The following is a 17,921-nucleotide window of genomic DNA, read 5'->3' on the forward strand; positions in this document are numbered from 1 at the left end:
AAGGCTTAAGAAGCAGGTTCTTAAAAATTTTATACTAAATTATTTTTAATGAATTTAATTTTTGTACGTAAAAATACTTAGTAATGCGCTATTTTAAAATCATTATAAATAACAGCGAAATGGTTGTAGTTCTTTTGTAATTGAGTTATTTTTGTCTAATTTTTTAAAACAAACTACTTAACACTTATGGCACAATCTGCACAGTTGAATGCTTCCATCTTAAAGAAAGTGGCTATGGCTCTTTCGGGAATATTCTTAATCACGTTTTTAGCGCTGCATGTTTCCTTAAATTTTATTTCTATTCTTAGTGAAGACGTTTTCAATGAAGCTTCTCACTTTATGGGATACAATCCGCTGATTCAGTATGTAATGCAGCCAGTTTTGGCATTTGGAGTAATTTTCCATTTCGTAATGGGATTTGTACTTACGGCACAAAACAGCGCGGCAAGACCAATTGCTTACGCTAAATACAACGGAGCTGCAAACGCTTCTTGGAGTTCTAGAAATATGATTATTTCTGGATTGGTTATTTTAGCTTTCTTAGGATTGCATTTTTATGATTTCTGGTTTCCTGAAGTTAGCTACAAATACATAGCAGGTACAGCGCCAGATGCTACAAGGTATTATGGTGAGTTAGTTCACAAATTTCATGACCCAATTCGTACAGCATTGTACTGCGTGTCCTTTATCCTTTTAGGATTTCACTTATGGCATGGGTTCGCATCTTCTCTTCAATCTGTAGGGATGCACAACAAATACTCAAGATTTTTAGCAAAAGTAGGTTACTGGTTCGCAGTTGTTGTGCCGGCTCTTTTTGTAATTATCGCATTATTTCATCATTTCAATAATTAATATAAATTATAATGGCATTAGATTCAAAAATTCCAAATGGTCCTATAGCGGACAAATGGACAAATTATAAAGATCATATTAATTTAGTAAACCCTGCTAACAAGCGTAATCTTGATATTATCGTAGTTGGTACAGGTTTGGCTGGAGGTTCGGCTGCGGCTACTTTGGCTGAGTTAGGATATAACGTAAAAGCATTCTGCTTCCAAGATTCTCCACGTCGTGCGCACTCTATCGCGGCACAAGGAGGTATCAACGCAGCAAAAAACTATAAAGGTGACGGTGACTCAGTTTACAGATTGTTCTACGATACTGTAAAAGGTGGTGACTACCGTGCACGTGAAGCAAACGTTCACCGTTTGGCTGAGGTTTCTGCAAATATTATTGACCAATGTGTGGCTCAAGGTGTACCGTTGGCTCGTGAATATGGCGGACTTTTAGATAATCGTTCTTTTGGAGGAACTTTAGTTTCTCGTACATTTTACGCACAAGGACAAACTGGACAGCAATTATTGTTAGGAGCTTATTCTGCAATGAACCGTCAGATTGGTCGTGGAAAAATTAAAATGTACAACCGTCACGAAATGCTTGACATTGTAATCGTGAACGGAAAAGCGAGAGGTATTATCGCTCGTGACTTAATTACAGGAAAAATAGAAAGACATTCTGCTCACGCGGTAGTAATTGGTTCTGGAGGATACGGAAACGTATTTTTCCTTTCTACAAATGCTATGGGAAGTAACGCAACAGCAGCTTGGAAAATTCATAAAAAAGGAGCGTTTTTCGCGAATCCTTGTTACACACAAATTCACCCAACATGTATTCCAGTTTCAGGAGATCACCAGTCAAAATTGACTTTGATGTCTGAATCTTTGCGTAATGACGGTCGTATTTGGGTGCCAAAAAACCTTGAGGATGCAAAAGCTATCCGTGAAGGAAAGAAAAAAGCAACAGATTTATCTGAAGACGAAAGAGATTATTTCTTAGAAAGAAGATACCCTGCGTTTGGTAACTTAGTTCCTCGTGACGTTGCGTCTCGTGCAGCTAAAGAAAGATGTGACGCTGGTTTTGGTGTTAACAAAACTGGAGAAGCGGTTTATTTAGATTTCGCGGCAGCTATCAAGCGTTACGGAACTGAAGATGCTTATGTAAAAGGTTTAGATGATAAAGATACTGCTCTTGTAACTAAATTAGGAGCTGCTATCGTGAAAAGTAAATACGGAAACTTATTCCAAATGTATTACAAAATCGTTGACGAAGATCCTTATACTACACCAATGATGATTTACCCAGCGGTTCACTACACAATGGGAGGAACTTGGGTTGATTATAACTTAATGACTACAATTCCTGGATGTTTCTCAATTGGAGAATCTAACTTCTCTGACCACGGAGCAAACAGACTTGGAGCTTCTGCTTTAATGCAAGGTTTAGCTGATGGATATTTTGTATTGCCATATACTATCGGAGATTATTTAGCTCCAGATATTAAAATGGGAGAAATTTCGACAGACTTACCAGAATTCGTTGAAGCTGAAAAAGCGGTTGTAGATCAAATCAATAAATTCATCAACAACAACGGTAAACATTCTGTAGATTATTTCCACAAAAAATTAGGGAAAATCATGTGGGATAAAGTAGGTATGGCTCGTAATGCTAAAGGTTTAACTGAAGCTATCGAAGAAATTGCTGCTTTACGTGAAGAGTTTTATAAAGATGTAAAAGTTCCTGGAAGCGCTTTCGAATTTAATCAGGAATTGGAAAAAGCGACTCGTGTTGCCGATTTCTTAGAATTAGGAGAATTGTTCGCGAAAGATGCTTTACACCGCAACGAATCTTGTGGAGGTCACTTCCGTGAGGAATACCAAACAGAAGAAGGAGAAGCACTTCGTGACGATGATAACTTTGCATATGTTGCAGCTTGGGAATACAAAGGAAAACCAAGTGATGCAGTATTACACAAAGAACCTCTTAATTACGAAAACATTAAATTAGTTCAAAGAAGCTATAAATAGTATTTAGAAAAGTCTTAATACTTTTTTCTTAATACTTAATACTTATACAAAATGAAACTTACATTAAAAATATGGCGTCAAAAAAACGCTCAAGATAAAGGAGGGATTGTAGAATATCCTATTGATGGAATCGAACCAGATATGTCTTTCCTTGAAATGTTAGACGTTCTTAACGAAGGTTTAATTAACAAAGGTGAAGAGCCTGTAGCATTTGACCACGATTGTCGTGAGGGAATCTGCGGAATGTGTTCTTTATTTATCAACGGTGAAGCGCACGGACCAGACAGAGGTGTTACAACTTGCCAGTTGCACATGCGTATGTTTAAAGATGGTGATACGATTTTTATCGAGCCATTTAGAGCAAAAGCTTTCCCAGTAATTAAAGATTTAGTTGTTGACAGAAGTTCTTTTGACAGAATTCAACACGCTGGAGGGTTTATCTCTGTAAACACTTCAGGAAATACAATCGACGCAAATACGATTCCTGTACCAAAAGACGATGCAGACAAATCATTTGATGCTGCAGCTTGTATTGGTTGTGGAGCTTGTGTTGCAACTTGTAAAAACTCTTCAGCAATGTTATTCGTTTCTGCAAAAGTTTCTCAATATGCATTATTACCGCAAGGTAAAGTGGAAGCAACGGATCGTGTATTGAACATGGTTCACCAAATGGATTTAGAAGGTTTTGGTAACTGTACAAATACAGGAGCTTGTGAAATCGAATGTCCAAAAGGAATTTCACTTGAAAATATCGCACGTATGAACCGTGAATATTTAGCGGCAAGTTTAAAAGGTTAATAGCTTTTTATATAAAATTAAAAGAAGTTGTCTCAAAAGGACAACTCCTTTTTGTTATAAGCTTCGGAGAAGCTCAATATTTGTAGCAAAGAATAAACGTTTACAACATAAAGCTCCAGCGGAGCGACATATATTATGTTACAAAAACATGTCGCTCCGCTGGAGCTTTTTTTATATTTCTTAATTAATATTCTATAAATATTTTACCCCGCTGGGGTCTTGAGAATAAAGCGGTTTTTATAAATTCTATCCAATAAAAAGAGTTATTATTTTTGTTTTCTATTCATAATACAATTGTGATGCACTAATTTCCTGTTTTTCTTTTCCTTCTTTCTGAATAAAACAATTTAAAATTGTACCGCCAGTTAAGTCAAAATAACTGATGTTTATTTTATGAAATCCTTTTTCCAGTTTTACAGCTCCAAAAGCTTCATTCATCCAATGAATGCCATCGTTGTCTACAATTAATTCTTCATCAATAAAAAGCTTTGATCCGTCGTCTGAAAGTGTCGAAAAAGTATAATTTCCCGTTTCTGGAATAAATATATATCCGTTGAATTTTAAGCCGATATAACGCTCTAATTTAGTTTTCCATTTTTCAGCGCTGATTTTGCCTTCTAAAATACCAGAATTAACAGGCTTTGAAAGTTCTAAATCCTGAAGTTGCTTAAATGTGCCCGTAAAATATTCGTATTTCAAACCATTTTTCTTTGGTTGAATGGCTAAAGCTGATTTTAAATCTGGATTTCGAACAATAATTTTATTAATGGAACTTCTTTTTCCGCTTTCGCTGATTTGAATGGTTTTAATAATTCGATATTCTCCTTTCGGAATATTTATCCTTATAGGATTTTTATACAAATTTGCTGTTTCATCGGGATTATATCCGTCAATTGTATAAAATATTTTTCCGTTTTTTATGGTTGGCTTTAGATCTAAAATATATTTTGATGCAATTAAAGCTGTTTCTTCTGAACCAAAAGGAGTTGGAACTTTATACAATCTTTTTTCTGCTTCTAATTTTTCTAAATGATAGGGTAATTGATTTTGAATAAAATGATTGTAATTTTTATTCGGAGTTTCTGTCCAGGCAATTTCTGCTAAAGCGAAAATTCTCGGATAAAGCATATAATTTAATTTTGCAGGAGTCGTTAAATATTCCGACCAAAGATTTGCTTGAACACCAATAATATATTTGTGTTCTTCTATATTTAAACTATCAACTGGAGTTGGATTATAATTGTAAACTTTTTCTAATGTGCTTAATCTTCCCACAGTAAGTGGTTCGTTTGGCGAATAACCTTGATTGTAATCAAAATAAACTGTTTGTTCTGGAGTCATTACAACCGGATGTTTGAGTTTAGCAGCGTGAATTCCGCCCGATTCTCCGCGCCAAGACATAACAGCTGCATTTGGCGCGAGTCCGCCTTCTAGAATTTCATCCCAGCCAAAAATCTGTCTTCCATTTGCATTTAGGAATTTTTCAATTCGTTTAATGAAATAACTTTGCAGTTCATGCTCGTCTTTTAAACCTAAAGCTGCGATTCGTTTTTGGCAATTCGGGCAAACTTTCCATCTGGTTTTTGGACATTCGTCTCCGCCAACATGAATGTTTTTACTTGGAAATAGCGCCATAACTTCGGTCAAAACATCTTCTAAAAAAGAAAAAGTTTCTTCTTTTCCAGCACAAAAAACATCTTCAAAAACACCCCAAGATTCTACAACTTTATAATTTCGATCTGGAAAACAAGCTAGATTTGGATAAGCCGTAACTGCTGCAGAAGCATGACCTGGCATTTCGATTTCTGGAATTACATTCACATAATTATCTTCGGCAAATTTTACAACTTCTTTAATATCTTCTTGAGTATAAAATCCACCGTATGGATTTCCGTCGAAAAAAAATGGTGATCTTTCGAATTTATTTCCGACTAAAGTTTGCGCTCTTTTTGAACCAACTTCAGTAAGTTTTGGATATTTTTTGATTTCAATTCGCCAGCCTTGATCGTCGGTTAAATGCCAATGAAAATTATTTAATTTATAGCTAGACATTTGTGCAATAAAATCTTTTATAACAGCAACAGAGAAAAAATGGCGGCAGACGTCTAAATGTAAGCCTCGGTAAGAATATCTCGGTTGATCTTCGATAATTAGGCATGGTAATTTTATTTCACCTGAAATTTTGTTTGGAAGCAATTGTAATAAAGTTTGCACGGCATAAAAAAGTCCTTCTTCTTTTCCTGAAACTGAAATTTTGTTCGAATAAATTTCGATTTTATATCCTTCTTTCGATTTGAAATTTATATCTGTATTAAACTCAATTTTAATATTTGATTTCTTTGAATTGTTTTGAGAATTAAAAGCCGATTCTAAAATTTTTGCCGTTTTTGATTCTTTTTCGCTGTGATTTTTATTCGCAAAACTCACTTGAACTTTTCCATTTATGCGAATACTGTCTCCAGTCAATTTATATAAATTAGGAGATGGAATTATAGAATTGTTCTGTTGGGAATTTTGAGCATTTACAATTAAAAAAGAAAGGACGAAAATTAGAAAAAGGATTTTTTTCATAATTGAAAAACTTTAGATTTTATTAAAATGGAGTTTTAAAGATAAATAAATGCTTTTAAAACTGGATTTTGAAAATATTTATTGTCAATACGACTTTTAGTTTCGATGAATTATTTGCTGAAATGTTTATTTTTGTAATTAGAAAAAAACAATCGGCATGAGCACTGAAAATGAAGTTTTAAATTACAGTAAAGAAGAACGTAAAAATCATATTCTAAAAGAAATCAATTTGCACACGCGTGTGAGTTTCGAAACTCTTTCGGCTAAACTTGGTGTTTCTGAAGATACTGTTCGCCGTGATATTAATGAACTTGATGCAGACGCACTTTTAATTAAAGTAAAAGGCGGCGCTATGACCAAAGGATATCACTATTCTTCATCTAACCAGACTTATGCTGTCGAAGCAAAACAGGTTATTGCTCAAAAAGCAGTCGGTCTTCTTCATGACGGAATGGTTTTAATTGTTGACGGTGGAACAACGATTCGTGAGTTCATCCGATTAATTCCAAACGATCTTAATTTGACTGTTTTTACTATTACGGCTTTAACTGCGGTTCAGCTTTTAGATAAACCAAATATCAAAACGATCATGATTGGCGGCAGCATTTCTTCTTACAGTCAGATGTGTGTGAGCGGCGAAGCTTTTCATCAATTGGCTAATATAAAAGCAGATCTTTTGGTTTTAGGAACAAATGCTTTAGATATAGATGGCGGTTATTCTGATTCTGATTGGGAAACTGTTCAGGTAAAAAAAGCAATGATTCAGGCTTCTAAAAAAACAGCGGTTTTAACCATTACGGAGAAATTAAACACCGTTCTTAAAATGAAAATAGCTAGTTTATCTGAAGTGAATTATGTAATTACTGAAGAAGAACCGAATCACGAAAAATTGCAACCTTACAAAAATGCAGTTCCAAGTCTAATTGTGATTTAATCCCAATGTTTCACTAAAAAATCAATCCAATTTTGATGAAAAATTTTCTTTAAATCTTCTTCAGAATAACCATGATTTTTAAGTATCAGAACTAATTTCTGCAAATCAGCAATTGTATCTAAATCGTAAGGACATTGTTCTGTTCCAAAAGCGCCATCCAAGTCAGAACCAATTCCGATATGATTTGCATTTCCTGCAAGCTGGCAAATATGATCCATGTGCTGAAAAGCGGTTTCCAAACTGCAATTCATTTTTTTTGGATCAGAAATTCCTCTTTCCCAATTTGGTACCATCATCCATGCGTCTAAAGCGCCACCAATAACAGCTCCTCTTGAAACTAAAGCTTTAATCATCTCGTCGCTATATTGACGATTATGATCTACTAAAGCTCTACAATTGTTATGACTTGCCCAAACTGCACCGTTAAAATGATCCAAAGCCTGCCAAAAAGCATCGTCGCACAAATGTGTGGCATCGAGAATAATATTCAAACGCTCCATTTCTTTCAATAAATCAATTCCGTTCTGATTCATTTTTCCAGTTGCATCGGTTCCGTTGGCATATCTTCCTGGTCCGTAATGTGCAGGTCCAATTGCGCGTAATCCGTAATTAAAAGCTCTTTCTAAATAAGAAATATCGATTATTGAATCTGCTCCTTCCAAACTTAAAATATATCCAATTGGTTTTTTGTCGTTTGGAGTTCCGTCATTCCATAAATCAAAATGATTTAAAAGCGATTTTTTATCTGTAATCTGCGTCATTTCTCCGGCTTCTTCCATGCTTTTGTACCACGAAAGTTGTCCTTGTGTTTGTGCCCAAGCTTGTTCTGGCGAATTCCAACCCGGAATGATACTGTCGGGTTTTACAAATCTTGCAATTTGAGTCGCCACAACAATTCCGATATTGCCACGTCTGAGATCAGGAAAAGAAACCGTGGCACGTTCGCGATCAGGTTTATCGGTCATCCCTTTTTCTAAATGGCGTAAAGTCGGGACATCATTTCTTAAGTCTCGATTCCATTCCATCGCATTCATGCTGAGATCTAAGTGGGCATCTAGTATAAACATAATTCAGATTAAAATTTAAATAGTATTTTTTCGTCCTCGTGCGCCAACTGGCCATTGCGTATAAATTTGATGCTTTTTATTTACTACTTGAAGATTATCATATAATGCGACAGTCGGACAAACATGATAAGGTTCTGCATAAATAATATCTCCAATTTCATATTCATTTTTACCTCGATTTTCTAAAATCAAATGTTCTTCTGAATGTGCAGTTGGAATCAAATTATCATCATTTAAAATAACCAATCTTTTATCAATCGGATTTTCAGATGAAACGGCTTTATAACCAATATCGACACAAAAAGTATTTCTTGTTGGTTTAGAAATTATAGTTCCAACAATTATTAATGCAGCTTTAAAATCTTGTTCAGGCAAATTATTTTGATAATTAGAATCCCAAAAAACAAAAGTTCCCGGACTGCATTCTACATTTTCTTGTGATGCGTAAAATGGAAAAGTATTAGAACCGCCAGCGACAATTTTAAGGTTTTCTGATTTATTGCTAATTTGCTCAAAAGACTTAGAAGCTTCTAAATTTCGTTCTTCAACAGTTCCTTTTATATGACCGTCATAAATGTGGATTCCTCTAAAATTGAGATTTTTTAATTTTAAAATTTCTTCAATTAATGCTGTCCAATCTTCAGAAATCGAAAATCCTGTTCGATTCATTCCGGTGTTTAAATCCAAATAAACAGACAAAACAAGATTGTTTCTTTTGGCAATTTCATTTAAATGTGAAGCCGTTTTGAGATTATCTACAATCGTTGAAAATTGGATTTCAGGAAATTTTTTAATTAATGAAACCCATCTTTCTGCTTTTAATCCAACTGGTTGATAGGCTAAAAGAATGTCTTCAATATTTTGATTGGCAGCTAATTCAGCTTCAGCAATTGTTGCGCATTTTATTTTTTTGATATTATAAATTTTAAAAAGCTCTAAAATTTCAGCATTTTTATGTGTTTTAATATGCGGACGCAATCTTTGCGTGTCGCCTTTCACATAAGAAATCAACTTTTCGATATTTTGTCGTACTCGATCTTCGTAAACGGCTAAAAACGGAGTATCGATAAGAGTTTCAGAATTTATTTCCCACCAGTTCTTTTGCATAATTCTTGGTTTTTAGCTAATTGTAATTATTTTGAACATAATTTTTAAACACATAGAGACATAGTTTTTAGATGCTGGTGAAAGGCGTTTCACTTGTTTAAATAATCATAGCTATGTAAATGATTTGTCATTTATTTTAAGCTCATTAAAAGTGATATAAATCTATGTTTATATGTGTTTAAAAAATATTTAATACAATTCAAAAAGCGCTTCAACTTCAACGGGAATATTATCGGGAAGCGATCCAAAACCTACGGCGCTTCTTACACCGATTCCGTTTTCTTGTCCCCAAACTTCTGCAAATAATTCGCTGCAGCCATTAATCACATAAGGATGTTTTAAGAAATCAGATGTGCAATTTACCATTCCGAGAACTTTGATCACTCTTTTTACTTTGCTTAAGCTTCCAAAATTGGTCACGATTGTAGAAAGCATAGTTAAGCCAACTTGTCTTGCGGCTAATTTTCCTGCTTCAATATCCATATCTTCTCCAATGCGTCCGATGATTAAAGATTTATCGTCTTGCACGGGTCCGTGACCAGATAAGTATAGATATTTTCCGTCTATTAAATACGGTTTGTAAATTCCCAATGGCTGTGGAGCAGGAGGAAGCGATAAACCTAGACTTTCGAATTTTTCTTGCGGATTTAAACTCATGATTTTTAATGTATTAAAGCGTTTAAAATAAATATAAATACAATTCCTAAAACAGAAACCATTGATTCCATTACTGTCCAGGATTTAAAAGTGTCTTTTAGACTAATGTTGAAATATTCTTTGAACATCCAAAAGCTCGGATCGTTAACATGCGAACACATTAAACTTCCAGCGCCAACAGAAAGTACAAAGAGATTGGGATCGAGATTGTTAGATTGTAGTAAAGGTAATAAAACGCTGGCTGTCATTAATCCTGCCGCAGTTGCAGAACCAACACAAATACGAATTATCGCCGCCATAATCCAAGCCAATAAAAACGGATGAATATTAACTTGATTTAAAGTTGCAACAATAGTTTCGTTTACACCACTTACAATCATAACTTCTTTTAAACAACCCGCGCCGCCAACAATTAAAACAATTAAAGCGACATCTTTTATTGCTTGTGTATAATCGTCCATTACAGAAGACATACTTCTGTTCATTTTAATTCCTAAGGTATAAGTACAAAGCAGCAACGATAAAAGCATAATGATACTTGGATCGCCGATAATTTTGCAAATAGCAATCAGTTTTTCATTATCTGAAATTAATGGAAGTAGAGAAGTAATCGTCAATCCGAAAACGGGAAATAAGGCGGAGAATAAACTCAATCCAAAACTTGGCAGTTTACCTTCATTTGTAATTTCTTCCACATTTAAAATTTCCTGATCCGATTCGGTTTTGATGTTTTTAAAGCGAGTTGAAAACCAAAGTCCTGCAATTAAAATGGTCGGAATGGCGATTATGATTCCGTAAATTAAAACCAAACCAATATCTGCTTTTAATATACTGCTCAAAGCCATTGGCGAAGGATGCGGCGGCAGAAAACCATGTGCAACAGAAAGTGAAGCCAGCATCGGAATTCCCAAATAAACTTTCGACAATTTAAATTGATGCGCGACTGAAAATATCAGCGGAACCAAAAGCACAAAACCAACGCTGTAAAAAAGCGGAATTCCGATAATGAATCCAGTTATCATTAAACCCAAGCGAACATATTTTCTGCCCGTCCAATTCATGACCGTTTTGGCAATAACTTTTGCAGCGCCAGAAGAAACGGCGAGTTTACCAATGCAAGTTCCGAAAACGATAATCAAAGTTATTGATCCGAGCATTTCGCCAAGTCCTTTTTGCAAAACTGGAGAAATCGTTTCTACTGGCAATCCTAAAAAAAGTGCGGCCAAAAGCGACGTAATAATAAACGCGATAAACGGATTAATTTTAAACCAAGCAATCTGTAAAATCAAGAAAATAATGCAAGCTGTGAGTATCAAAATGCTCATGATTTATGGTTGGTTTTTAGTTAGTTATAATTATGGTAAGAATTTCAAATATATAAAATAATTTTACACATCGCATTTTTTTTGCAAAAATTGCGGTTTTTTTGCAATACTAATGTTAAAAATATTGGTTTATAAATAAAGATTAAGCCGATGTTTTCTACCTTTATATAAAAATATACTGAAATGAAAATTGCTTTGATTCAAACAGACCTTTTTTGGGAAGATGCTTTAAAAAATAGAGAAAATTTCGATTCAAAAATTAATGAAATTGATTCGGAAATAAATTTAATTGTACTTCCTGAAATGTTTTCAACGGGTTTTACAATGAATGCTTCGGATGTTGCAGAAACCATGAAAGGTGAAACTGTTGAATGGATGAAATTAAAGGCAAAACAAAAAAATGCTGCCATAACAGGAAGTGTCGTTATTACCGAAAATGGAAATTTTTATAATCGAATGTTTTTTGTTTTTCCTTCTGGGGATTTTAAATATTATGACAAAAGACATTTGTTTTCGCTTGCGGGAGAAAATGAGTTTTACACTCCAGGAACTGAGAAAGTAATTGTTGATTATTTAGACTGGAAAATTTGCTTACAGATTTGTTACGATTTGCGATTTCCAGTTTTTGCGAGAAATGTAGAAAATTACGATCTGCTTTTATATGTTGCTAACTGGCCAAAAGTGAGAACTAGTGCTTGGGATACTTTGCTAAATGCGCGCGCGATAGAAAATCTATCTTATGTTGTGGGAGTAAACAGAATAGGTTTTGATGATAATAATTTTGAGCATAACGGACATACGCAACTTATTGATTTCTGGGGAAATTATATAATAAAGCCACAAGAAACAGAAGGTGTTTTTGTGGCTGAATTGGATAAAAATATAATGTTGGAAACTCGCAGAAAACTGAATTTTCTAGGAGATCGTGATCATTTCGAAATTAAAATCTAGAAAGCCTTCCGTTTCTTTTCGGCTTCTTTTTTCTTTTTGTCGTCTGTCTTTTTCTCGACTTCTGGACTAAATGGTATGCTAAGGTCAATACTTTCGTCTACATCCCAATTCGATCGGACATCGACGCCCTTTTGATGATAAAACACTTCCTCAGAATAGGTTTTCTTTAAGAAATTTCCGGTGTCGTAAATTTTATTTTTATTGTCGTCATAAATGACACGAATCGTAAATTCTGTAGGAACAACTAAATTGAATGTAATTTTGGTTTCGCCTTCAGAATATGCACTCGCAAGTACTTCGTCTCCTTTTTTGTTTGTTATATCTACAATAATCGGAAAACGTTTTACATTTTTGAGATTCAATACCAAATTACCATAATCTTCTAATTCTTTTGTAGTTAATTTAAAAGATAAAGTGTCATTTGTCTTTTCGTAAAAGTCAGTCAAAGCGCCTGGCAAGAATGTAAAATTATACTTCTCAACAGGATCTTTCTTGAAATCGATATATAATTTTTGGTCAAATTCGTCGTATTCTGTAGTAAAATCAACTGCTGTAGAATCTTTATTGACCAATGAAATTTTAGATTTGTCAAATTTTACCAAAGGAGTCTCGGTTTCCAGCGTAAAACGTTCTCTAAAATTGATAACCCCATTTTGTACCGCCGTAATATTTAAGGTGTCCTTTTTCATGTTTTTAATCTTCAAAGAAAACTTTTTATCAAAGTTATCTTTTGATACTTGCAATGATAATGAATCTGCTTTTAGAGGCTTAAACCAAAGCTGAAGTGAGTCTTTTTTAGGGAATTGCGTAACTATGGTTTCCAAAACTTCATTTCCGTTTTTAAGAACGATTTTTGGTTTAGCATTTTTAAGATCTTGTTTTCCTTCGTATGGAAGCAATAATCTGTTTCCAGAAGCCTGAATTGGTTTAAAAGCTTTGAAAGGCAATACTTCTTTAAATAATTCTATTTCGTAAACCGTATCAGTCGGAATCGTGATATAATGTTTTAAAAATCCGATTTTATCGTCTTTCGGATTAAATTTATTATTCCCTCCTTTATCCTTCAAAGCAACCAAAAGATACTTCCCTTCTTTTAAATTCTCAAACTGAAAAGTTCTCAAACTATCTAAAGTGTTGGTAATATATCGCGGAAAATCTTTGTAAATAGTAGAATCTTTAAATTTGTCATTTACTTCATACAGCATTACAGAAACAAAATTATCTACATATTTATCTTTTGCATCTTTAATTCGGCCGCTTAATTTTAAAGAGTCAATATACGGACCAGTGGAGAAAACATACTTAAACTGATTTATAGCATTTCCTTCATTGTTATCTGTAATTGCCTGTCCAAAGTTAAAACTGTAAGTAGTATTAGGCTGTAAAGTATCTTTAATGTCGATTTTAATAAATTTACTAACCGATGTTGGCGAGAAAAGTGGCTCGTGCTTCATCGGCGGAGAAATAATAAGCTGTTTGTTCAGGTTTTTAAGCTTGATATATTCATCAAAATTTAAAGTAATCGTATTTCCTTTGAAGTTTGTACTGTAATTTTCAGGATAACTGGATATCAAAACTGGAGCTAAAGTATCTTTTAAACCGCCGGTAATACTGCCTCTTTTAGCGCAGCTTATCATTGATATTAGAATAATGAATGAAATATATTTTAAGGTGTTTTTCAACATAAGGGTTTTTCAATTTGATTGCACAAAATAACAATTATATTTGCTTTAATTGAAATTTTTTGGCTATTTATTAGGGTTTTGGTTTTTTAGATTTCTTGACGATTTTTTACTGTTTCGAACATTTTAAACAGCCATAATTTCTTACTTTTGGTTTCAAATGTAATTTTCTGAGTTTTGTCAAAACGTTTTTTTTCCATTTTATGCCTCTTTTTGCTGTTTGCTTGCAGTAAAAATGATACGCCTACAATCTCTTTTTATTATTGGAAAACGATTTTTAAATTTTCAGAAAAAGAAAAAGAAGTTTTAGAAGAAAATAAAGTTAAGAAGCTTTATTTGAGATATTTTGACATCGGATTGCATCCAGAATCTAAACTTCCCATTCCGATTAGTCCCATTCGATTTGAGGAAAATCCAAAACAATATCAAATTGTTCCCGTTGTTTTTATTCAGAACAAAGTTATGTTGCAGCCGAAACTTGATGTGAAAGATTTGGCACAAAAAACTTTTGATTTTATCGAACAAATCAATTCTAAAAATAAAATTACTTGTCAGGAAATTCAAATTGATTGCGATTGGAGTTTAGAAAGCAAAAACAATTACCTTAAATTTATTGAAGTTTTTAAACAGCTTTCGAAGAAAAAACTTTCGGCAACAATTCGACTTCACCAAGTAAAATATTTCAAAAAGACTAAAATTCCGAATGTAGATTCTGGCGTTTTGATGTATTATAATATGGGAACTATTGCGCCCGATTCCTTAAATTCTATTTACGATCACAAAGTGGCAGCAAGATATCTTAAAAGTTTAAAGAAATATCCGCTTTATCTTGATTTTGCATTTCCAATTTATTCTTGGGCAGTTCACATTCGAAACAATAAAGTGGTCGGACTTCGTTCTAAAATAAATAGTTCGGCTTTAGAAAAAGATTCAAATTTTGAAAAGACAAGTCCGATTTTTTTCAGAGTAAAACAATCCAATTATAAAAATGGAGTTTTTTATGAAGAGAATGATTTGCTGAAAATAGAAGAAATTAAAACAAAAGATTTAAAAGAAATGGCAAAAGATTTGGAAGAGAATCTGATGGAAAAGCCAAACGAAATTATATTTTACGATTTAGACGAATTCAATTTAAATAATTATGAAAAAAATACTTTTAAGCAAGTTATTTCTTGTTTCTAGTGCCGTTTTGCTTTCTGCATACGGAATTATATACGCCTGCGCTGGAGGAGACGATTGGGATTTCTTTGGTTACAATTCTAATTTTACGCCAGAAACTTTTGCCGACAAATCGTATTCGCCTTTGTTTTTATCGGGCGGCATTTTCTACGGTATTGGATTTGATACGCAACACAATTCTCGCTTCAATAAAAATATAAAATCGGATTGGGCTGATTATTTAAAAGGAAAAGTTGATACTACAACGGTAAATTATTTTTTAATTGGAGATGAAAAGCCAAGATATTACTCTGATGAAAAAGACAAAATCAAAAACAAGGAAGAAGTAACAGATTTGCATGTTTTTTATAAAACAAAAAAGGAAAATAAAGGTTCTCAGAAATGGGGCAAAAAGCTCAATTTGAAAGATGAGAAAGTAAAAAACTTTATCGAATTTTTGTATTTGGCTCAAAAGATAGAAACAGTTTCTATTGGCGAAGATTATTGGAGTTACGATCCGGTTGTGGCAAAAACGTTTAATGATGCCAAAATGATACAGTCGATCGAAAATGTTTACAACACTTTGTCTGATCCGTTTTTGAAAAACAGATATTGGTTTTTGACTATGAAAGCGCGTTTTTATAGTAATGACAAACAAAAAGCCATTGACTTTTTTAATAAAACAGAAAGTTCTGTAGCTAAAAACACTTTGTATTATCGTGCTTTGGCGTACGTGGCGGGAATCAATCATAAACAAAAAAAATATGCGGTTTCGAATTATTTGTACGCTCAAGTTTTTGATAAATGTCCAGAATTAAGAGTTGTAACGGCGTATAGTTTTCGTCCAAAAAACGAGTCAGATTGGAGTAAAGCTTTGGCGATGGCAAAAAATAATAAAGAAAAAGCGGCGCTTTGGGCGATTCACGGATATTATAAAGATGAAAAACAAGCCATTGAAAAAATCTACGAGTTAGATCCAAAAAGTGAACATTTGAATTATTTGGCAACTCGTTTGGTAAATTCGTTAGAACAAAAAATCAATAATTCTTTTCAGCAGAGTGGAGGCGAAAATCAAAAGCCAAAACCACAAACCGTTGCAGAAAATAAAATCGAAAATAAAGCCAAAATTAATAATGGCGAATTCGATTTAATGGTTAAAATTTCTGCTGCTGGAAATACCGAAAAACCGTATTTGTGGGATATGGCAATTGGATATCTTCAAACACTAAAAGGCGATTATGCCAATGCAGATAAGAATTTTAGCAAAGCAGAAAAAACGTTGCCCAAAACAGAATTGGCTGGAATGCAACTTCGATTATTGCGTTTTGTAAACAATTTGAGCAAGATTGATAAACTGACTGATAAAAATGAGAAAACAATTCTTGCCGATTTGAATTGGTTGTATTACGAACTTCCTAAAAATTATAAAGGACAAGAATTTCGTTATCAAAATGCTTCTTCATGGAGCAGAAGTTATTTGTCTAACCTTTATAAAGAAAAAGGAAATCTAGTTTTGGCTGAGATTTTTGGCGAATCGCGTTACAGTTATTGGAACGACGGAAATTCATTTTATGATAATGAAAAAGATTTATTGGCAATAAAAAGCTTTTTGGAGAAAACGAATAAATCTGAAATTGAGAAAATTGGAGCCGGAATTTATAGTTTGAAATTGAAAGATATTAATAATTTTCAAGCAGTTCAGGCGACTTTTAAAAACAAAATTCCAGAAGCAATTGAGTTTTTGAAACAAGCAGATTCTGTTCAATATTATAAGTTTTTAGGAAATCCGTTTAACGGAAGCATAAAAGATTGCCACGATTGCGATCATGCTGCGTATCAAAAAAGAAAATATACCTACATGGATTTCTTGACAACAATAAAAGAAATGCAAGATAAATTGGTTAAGAACGAAGATGTTTATACCAATAGTCTTTTGTTAGGAAATGCATTTTACAATATTTCTCATTTTGGAAACGGAAGAACTTTCTACGAAATTAATATTGTAGGTTACGGTTCAAGTCCGTATTCGTTTAGAGATGCCATGAAAGAAATGATTACCAATAATTCGGTTTCGAAAATGTATTATCAAAAAGCATTTGAAGCGGCTTCTAATAAAGAACAAAAAGCAAAATGCCTCTATCTGATTTCGAAATGCGAGCGAAATGATTATTACAATAAAAAGTACAGCGCGATAAATAGTTATTGGGAAATTCAAGATGATAAAATTAATTTTATTGCATGGAATTCGTTTAAAACTCTAAGAAAAGACTATTCTGACACGAAATATTATCAGGATGTAATTGCAGAATGCGGTTATTTTAATACATATGTAAACCAATAATTTTGAAAGAATGGTAAACAAAATAGAACATATCGGAATTGCGGTAAAAAATATGGACGATGCCAATGTTTTGTTCGAAAAAATGCTTGGCGTTCCCTCGTATAAAATGGAAGCGGTAGAAAGCGAAGGCGTTTTGACTTCTTTTTTTCAGACTGGAAATAATAAAATTGAACTTTTGGTGGCGACAAATCCAGAAAGTCCGATTGCGAAATTTTTAGAAAAAAAAGGAGAAGGAATTCATCATATCGCTTTTGATGTTGATGATATCGAATCTGAAATTTCAAGATTAAAAAGTGAAGGTTTTGTATTGATAAATGAAGTTCCGAAGAAAGGCGCCGACAATAAATTGGTGGTTTTTCTGCATCCGAAGAACACAAATGGCGTTTTGGTGGAGCTTTGCCAAGAAATTAAATAGAAAAATGTCATTTTAGTTTTTGAATAAGACATTGAAAATCAATTTCGTTTT

The 17,921-nt window shown here is 33.5% G+C and carries 14 protein-coding genes; 8 read left to right on the forward strand and 6 right to left on the reverse strand.

Annotated elements, in window-relative coordinates:
* Window positions 1-186: 186 nt before the first annotated feature.
* From P0R33_RS14280 to P0R33_RS14290, 3 genes are read left to right on the forward strand one after another with little or no spacing between them, the layout of a single operon-like run.
* Window positions 187-852 (forward strand): succinate dehydrogenase cytochrome b subunit, encoded by a 666-nt coding sequence (locus tag P0R33_RS14280; protein WP_276171854.1) that lies wholly within the window; start codon window positions 187-189, stop codon window positions 850-852.
* Window positions 853-863: 11 nt separating this feature from the next.
* Window positions 864-2,864 carry a fumarate reductase/succinate dehydrogenase flavoprotein subunit gene (locus P0R33_RS14285; RefSeq protein ID WP_276171855.1) on the forward strand — a complete coding sequence of 667 codons (2,001 nt, stop codon included), beginning with the start codon at window positions 864-866 and terminating at the stop codon, window positions 2,862-2,864.
* Between the two features lie 51 nt (window positions 2,865-2,915).
* Complete coding sequence (locus tag P0R33_RS14290; protein ID WP_111287192.1) at window positions 2,916-3,662, forward strand: succinate dehydrogenase/fumarate reductase iron-sulfur subunit; 747 nt, start codon at window positions 2,916-2,918, stop codon at window positions 3,660-3,662.
* A gap of 279 nt (window positions 3,663-3,941) precedes the next feature.
* Here P0R33_RS14290 and P0R33_RS14295 read toward each other — a convergent pair whose 3' ends face one another.
* Window positions 3,942-6,233, reverse strand: coding sequence for a family 20 glycosylhydrolase (locus P0R33_RS14295; protein WP_276171856.1), 2,292 nt, complete (start codon window positions 6,231-6,233; stop codon window positions 3,942-3,944).
* A 157-nt stretch (window positions 6,234-6,390) separates the two neighbouring features.
* Between P0R33_RS14295 and P0R33_RS14300 the strand changes: the two genes are divergently transcribed.
* Complete coding sequence (locus tag P0R33_RS14300; protein ID WP_276171857.1) at window positions 6,391-7,167, forward strand: DeoR/GlpR family DNA-binding transcription regulator; 777 nt, start codon at window positions 6,391-6,393, stop codon at window positions 7,165-7,167.
* Here P0R33_RS14300 and P0R33_RS14305 read toward each other — a convergent pair.
* The 4 genes from P0R33_RS14305 to P0R33_RS14320 form a co-directional block, all read right to left on the reverse strand.
* Window positions 7,164-8,234: a membrane dipeptidase gene (locus P0R33_RS14305; protein ID WP_276171858.1), complete on the reverse strand. Its 1,071-nt coding sequence runs from the start codon at window positions 8,232-8,234 to the stop codon at window positions 7,164-7,166. The two genes, P0R33_RS14300 and P0R33_RS14305, sit on opposite strands and share 4 nt — an antisense overlap.
* A gap of 15 nt (window positions 8,235-8,249) precedes the next feature.
* Window positions 8,250-9,341, reverse strand: coding sequence for a D-TA family PLP-dependent enzyme (locus P0R33_RS14310; protein ID WP_276171859.1), 1,092 nt, complete (start codon window positions 9,339-9,341; stop codon window positions 8,250-8,252).
* Window positions 9,342-9,530: 189 nt separating this feature from the next.
* Window positions 9,531-9,998, reverse strand: a complete 468-nt coding sequence (locus tag P0R33_RS14315) for a RidA family protein (protein WP_276171860.1) — start codon at window positions 9,996-9,998, stop codon at window positions 9,531-9,533.
* 5 nt (window positions 9,999-10,003) lie between these two features.
* Complete coding sequence (locus P0R33_RS14320) at window positions 10,004-11,323, reverse strand: gluconate:H+ symporter (protein WP_276171861.1); 1,320 nt, start codon at window positions 11,321-11,323, stop codon at window positions 10,004-10,006.
* A 183-nt stretch (window positions 11,324-11,506) separates the two neighbouring features.
* On the opposite strand from P0R33_RS14320, the gene P0R33_RS14325 reads away from it, so the two are divergent.
* Window positions 11,507-12,274: an amidohydrolase gene (locus P0R33_RS14325; RefSeq protein WP_276171862.1), complete on the forward strand. Its 768-nt coding sequence runs from the start codon at window positions 11,507-11,509 to the stop codon at window positions 12,272-12,274.
* Here the strand turns inward: P0R33_RS14325 and P0R33_RS14330 are convergent.
* A complete protein-coding gene (locus P0R33_RS14330) occupies window positions 12,271-13,959 on the reverse strand; it encodes an Ig-like domain-containing protein (RefSeq protein ID WP_276171863.1) in 1,689 nt (562 codons plus the stop codon). The two genes, P0R33_RS14325 and P0R33_RS14330, sit on opposite strands and share 4 nt — an antisense overlap.
* Before the next feature lie 174 nt (window positions 13,960-14,133).
* On the opposite strand from P0R33_RS14330, the gene P0R33_RS14335 reads away from it, so the two are divergent.
* From P0R33_RS14335 to mce, 3 genes are read left to right on the forward strand one after another with little or no spacing between them, the layout of a single operon-like run.
* On the forward strand, window positions 14,134-15,138 hold the full coding sequence (locus P0R33_RS14335) for a hypothetical protein (protein ID WP_276171864.1): 1,005 nt from the start codon (window positions 14,134-14,136) through the stop codon (window positions 15,136-15,138).
* Window positions 15,098-17,455: a hypothetical protein gene (locus P0R33_RS14340; RefSeq protein ID WP_276171865.1), complete on the forward strand. Its 2,358-nt coding sequence runs from the start codon at window positions 15,098-15,100 to the stop codon at window positions 17,453-17,455. Before P0R33_RS14335 ends, P0R33_RS14340 begins: the two co-directional genes overlap by 41 nt.
* A gap of 10 nt (window positions 17,456-17,465) precedes the next feature.
* Window positions 17,466-17,870 carry a methylmalonyl-CoA epimerase gene (gene mce, locus P0R33_RS14345; RefSeq protein WP_276171866.1) on the forward strand — a complete coding sequence of 135 codons (405 nt, stop codon included), beginning with the start codon at window positions 17,466-17,468 and terminating at the stop codon, window positions 17,868-17,870.
* Window positions 17,871-17,921 lie beyond the last annotated feature (51 nt).

The sequence above is a fragment of the Flavobacterium sp. YJ01 genome (assembly GCF_029320955.1).
Lineage (GTDB): Bacteria > Bacteroidota > Bacteroidia > Flavobacteriales > Flavobacteriaceae > Flavobacterium.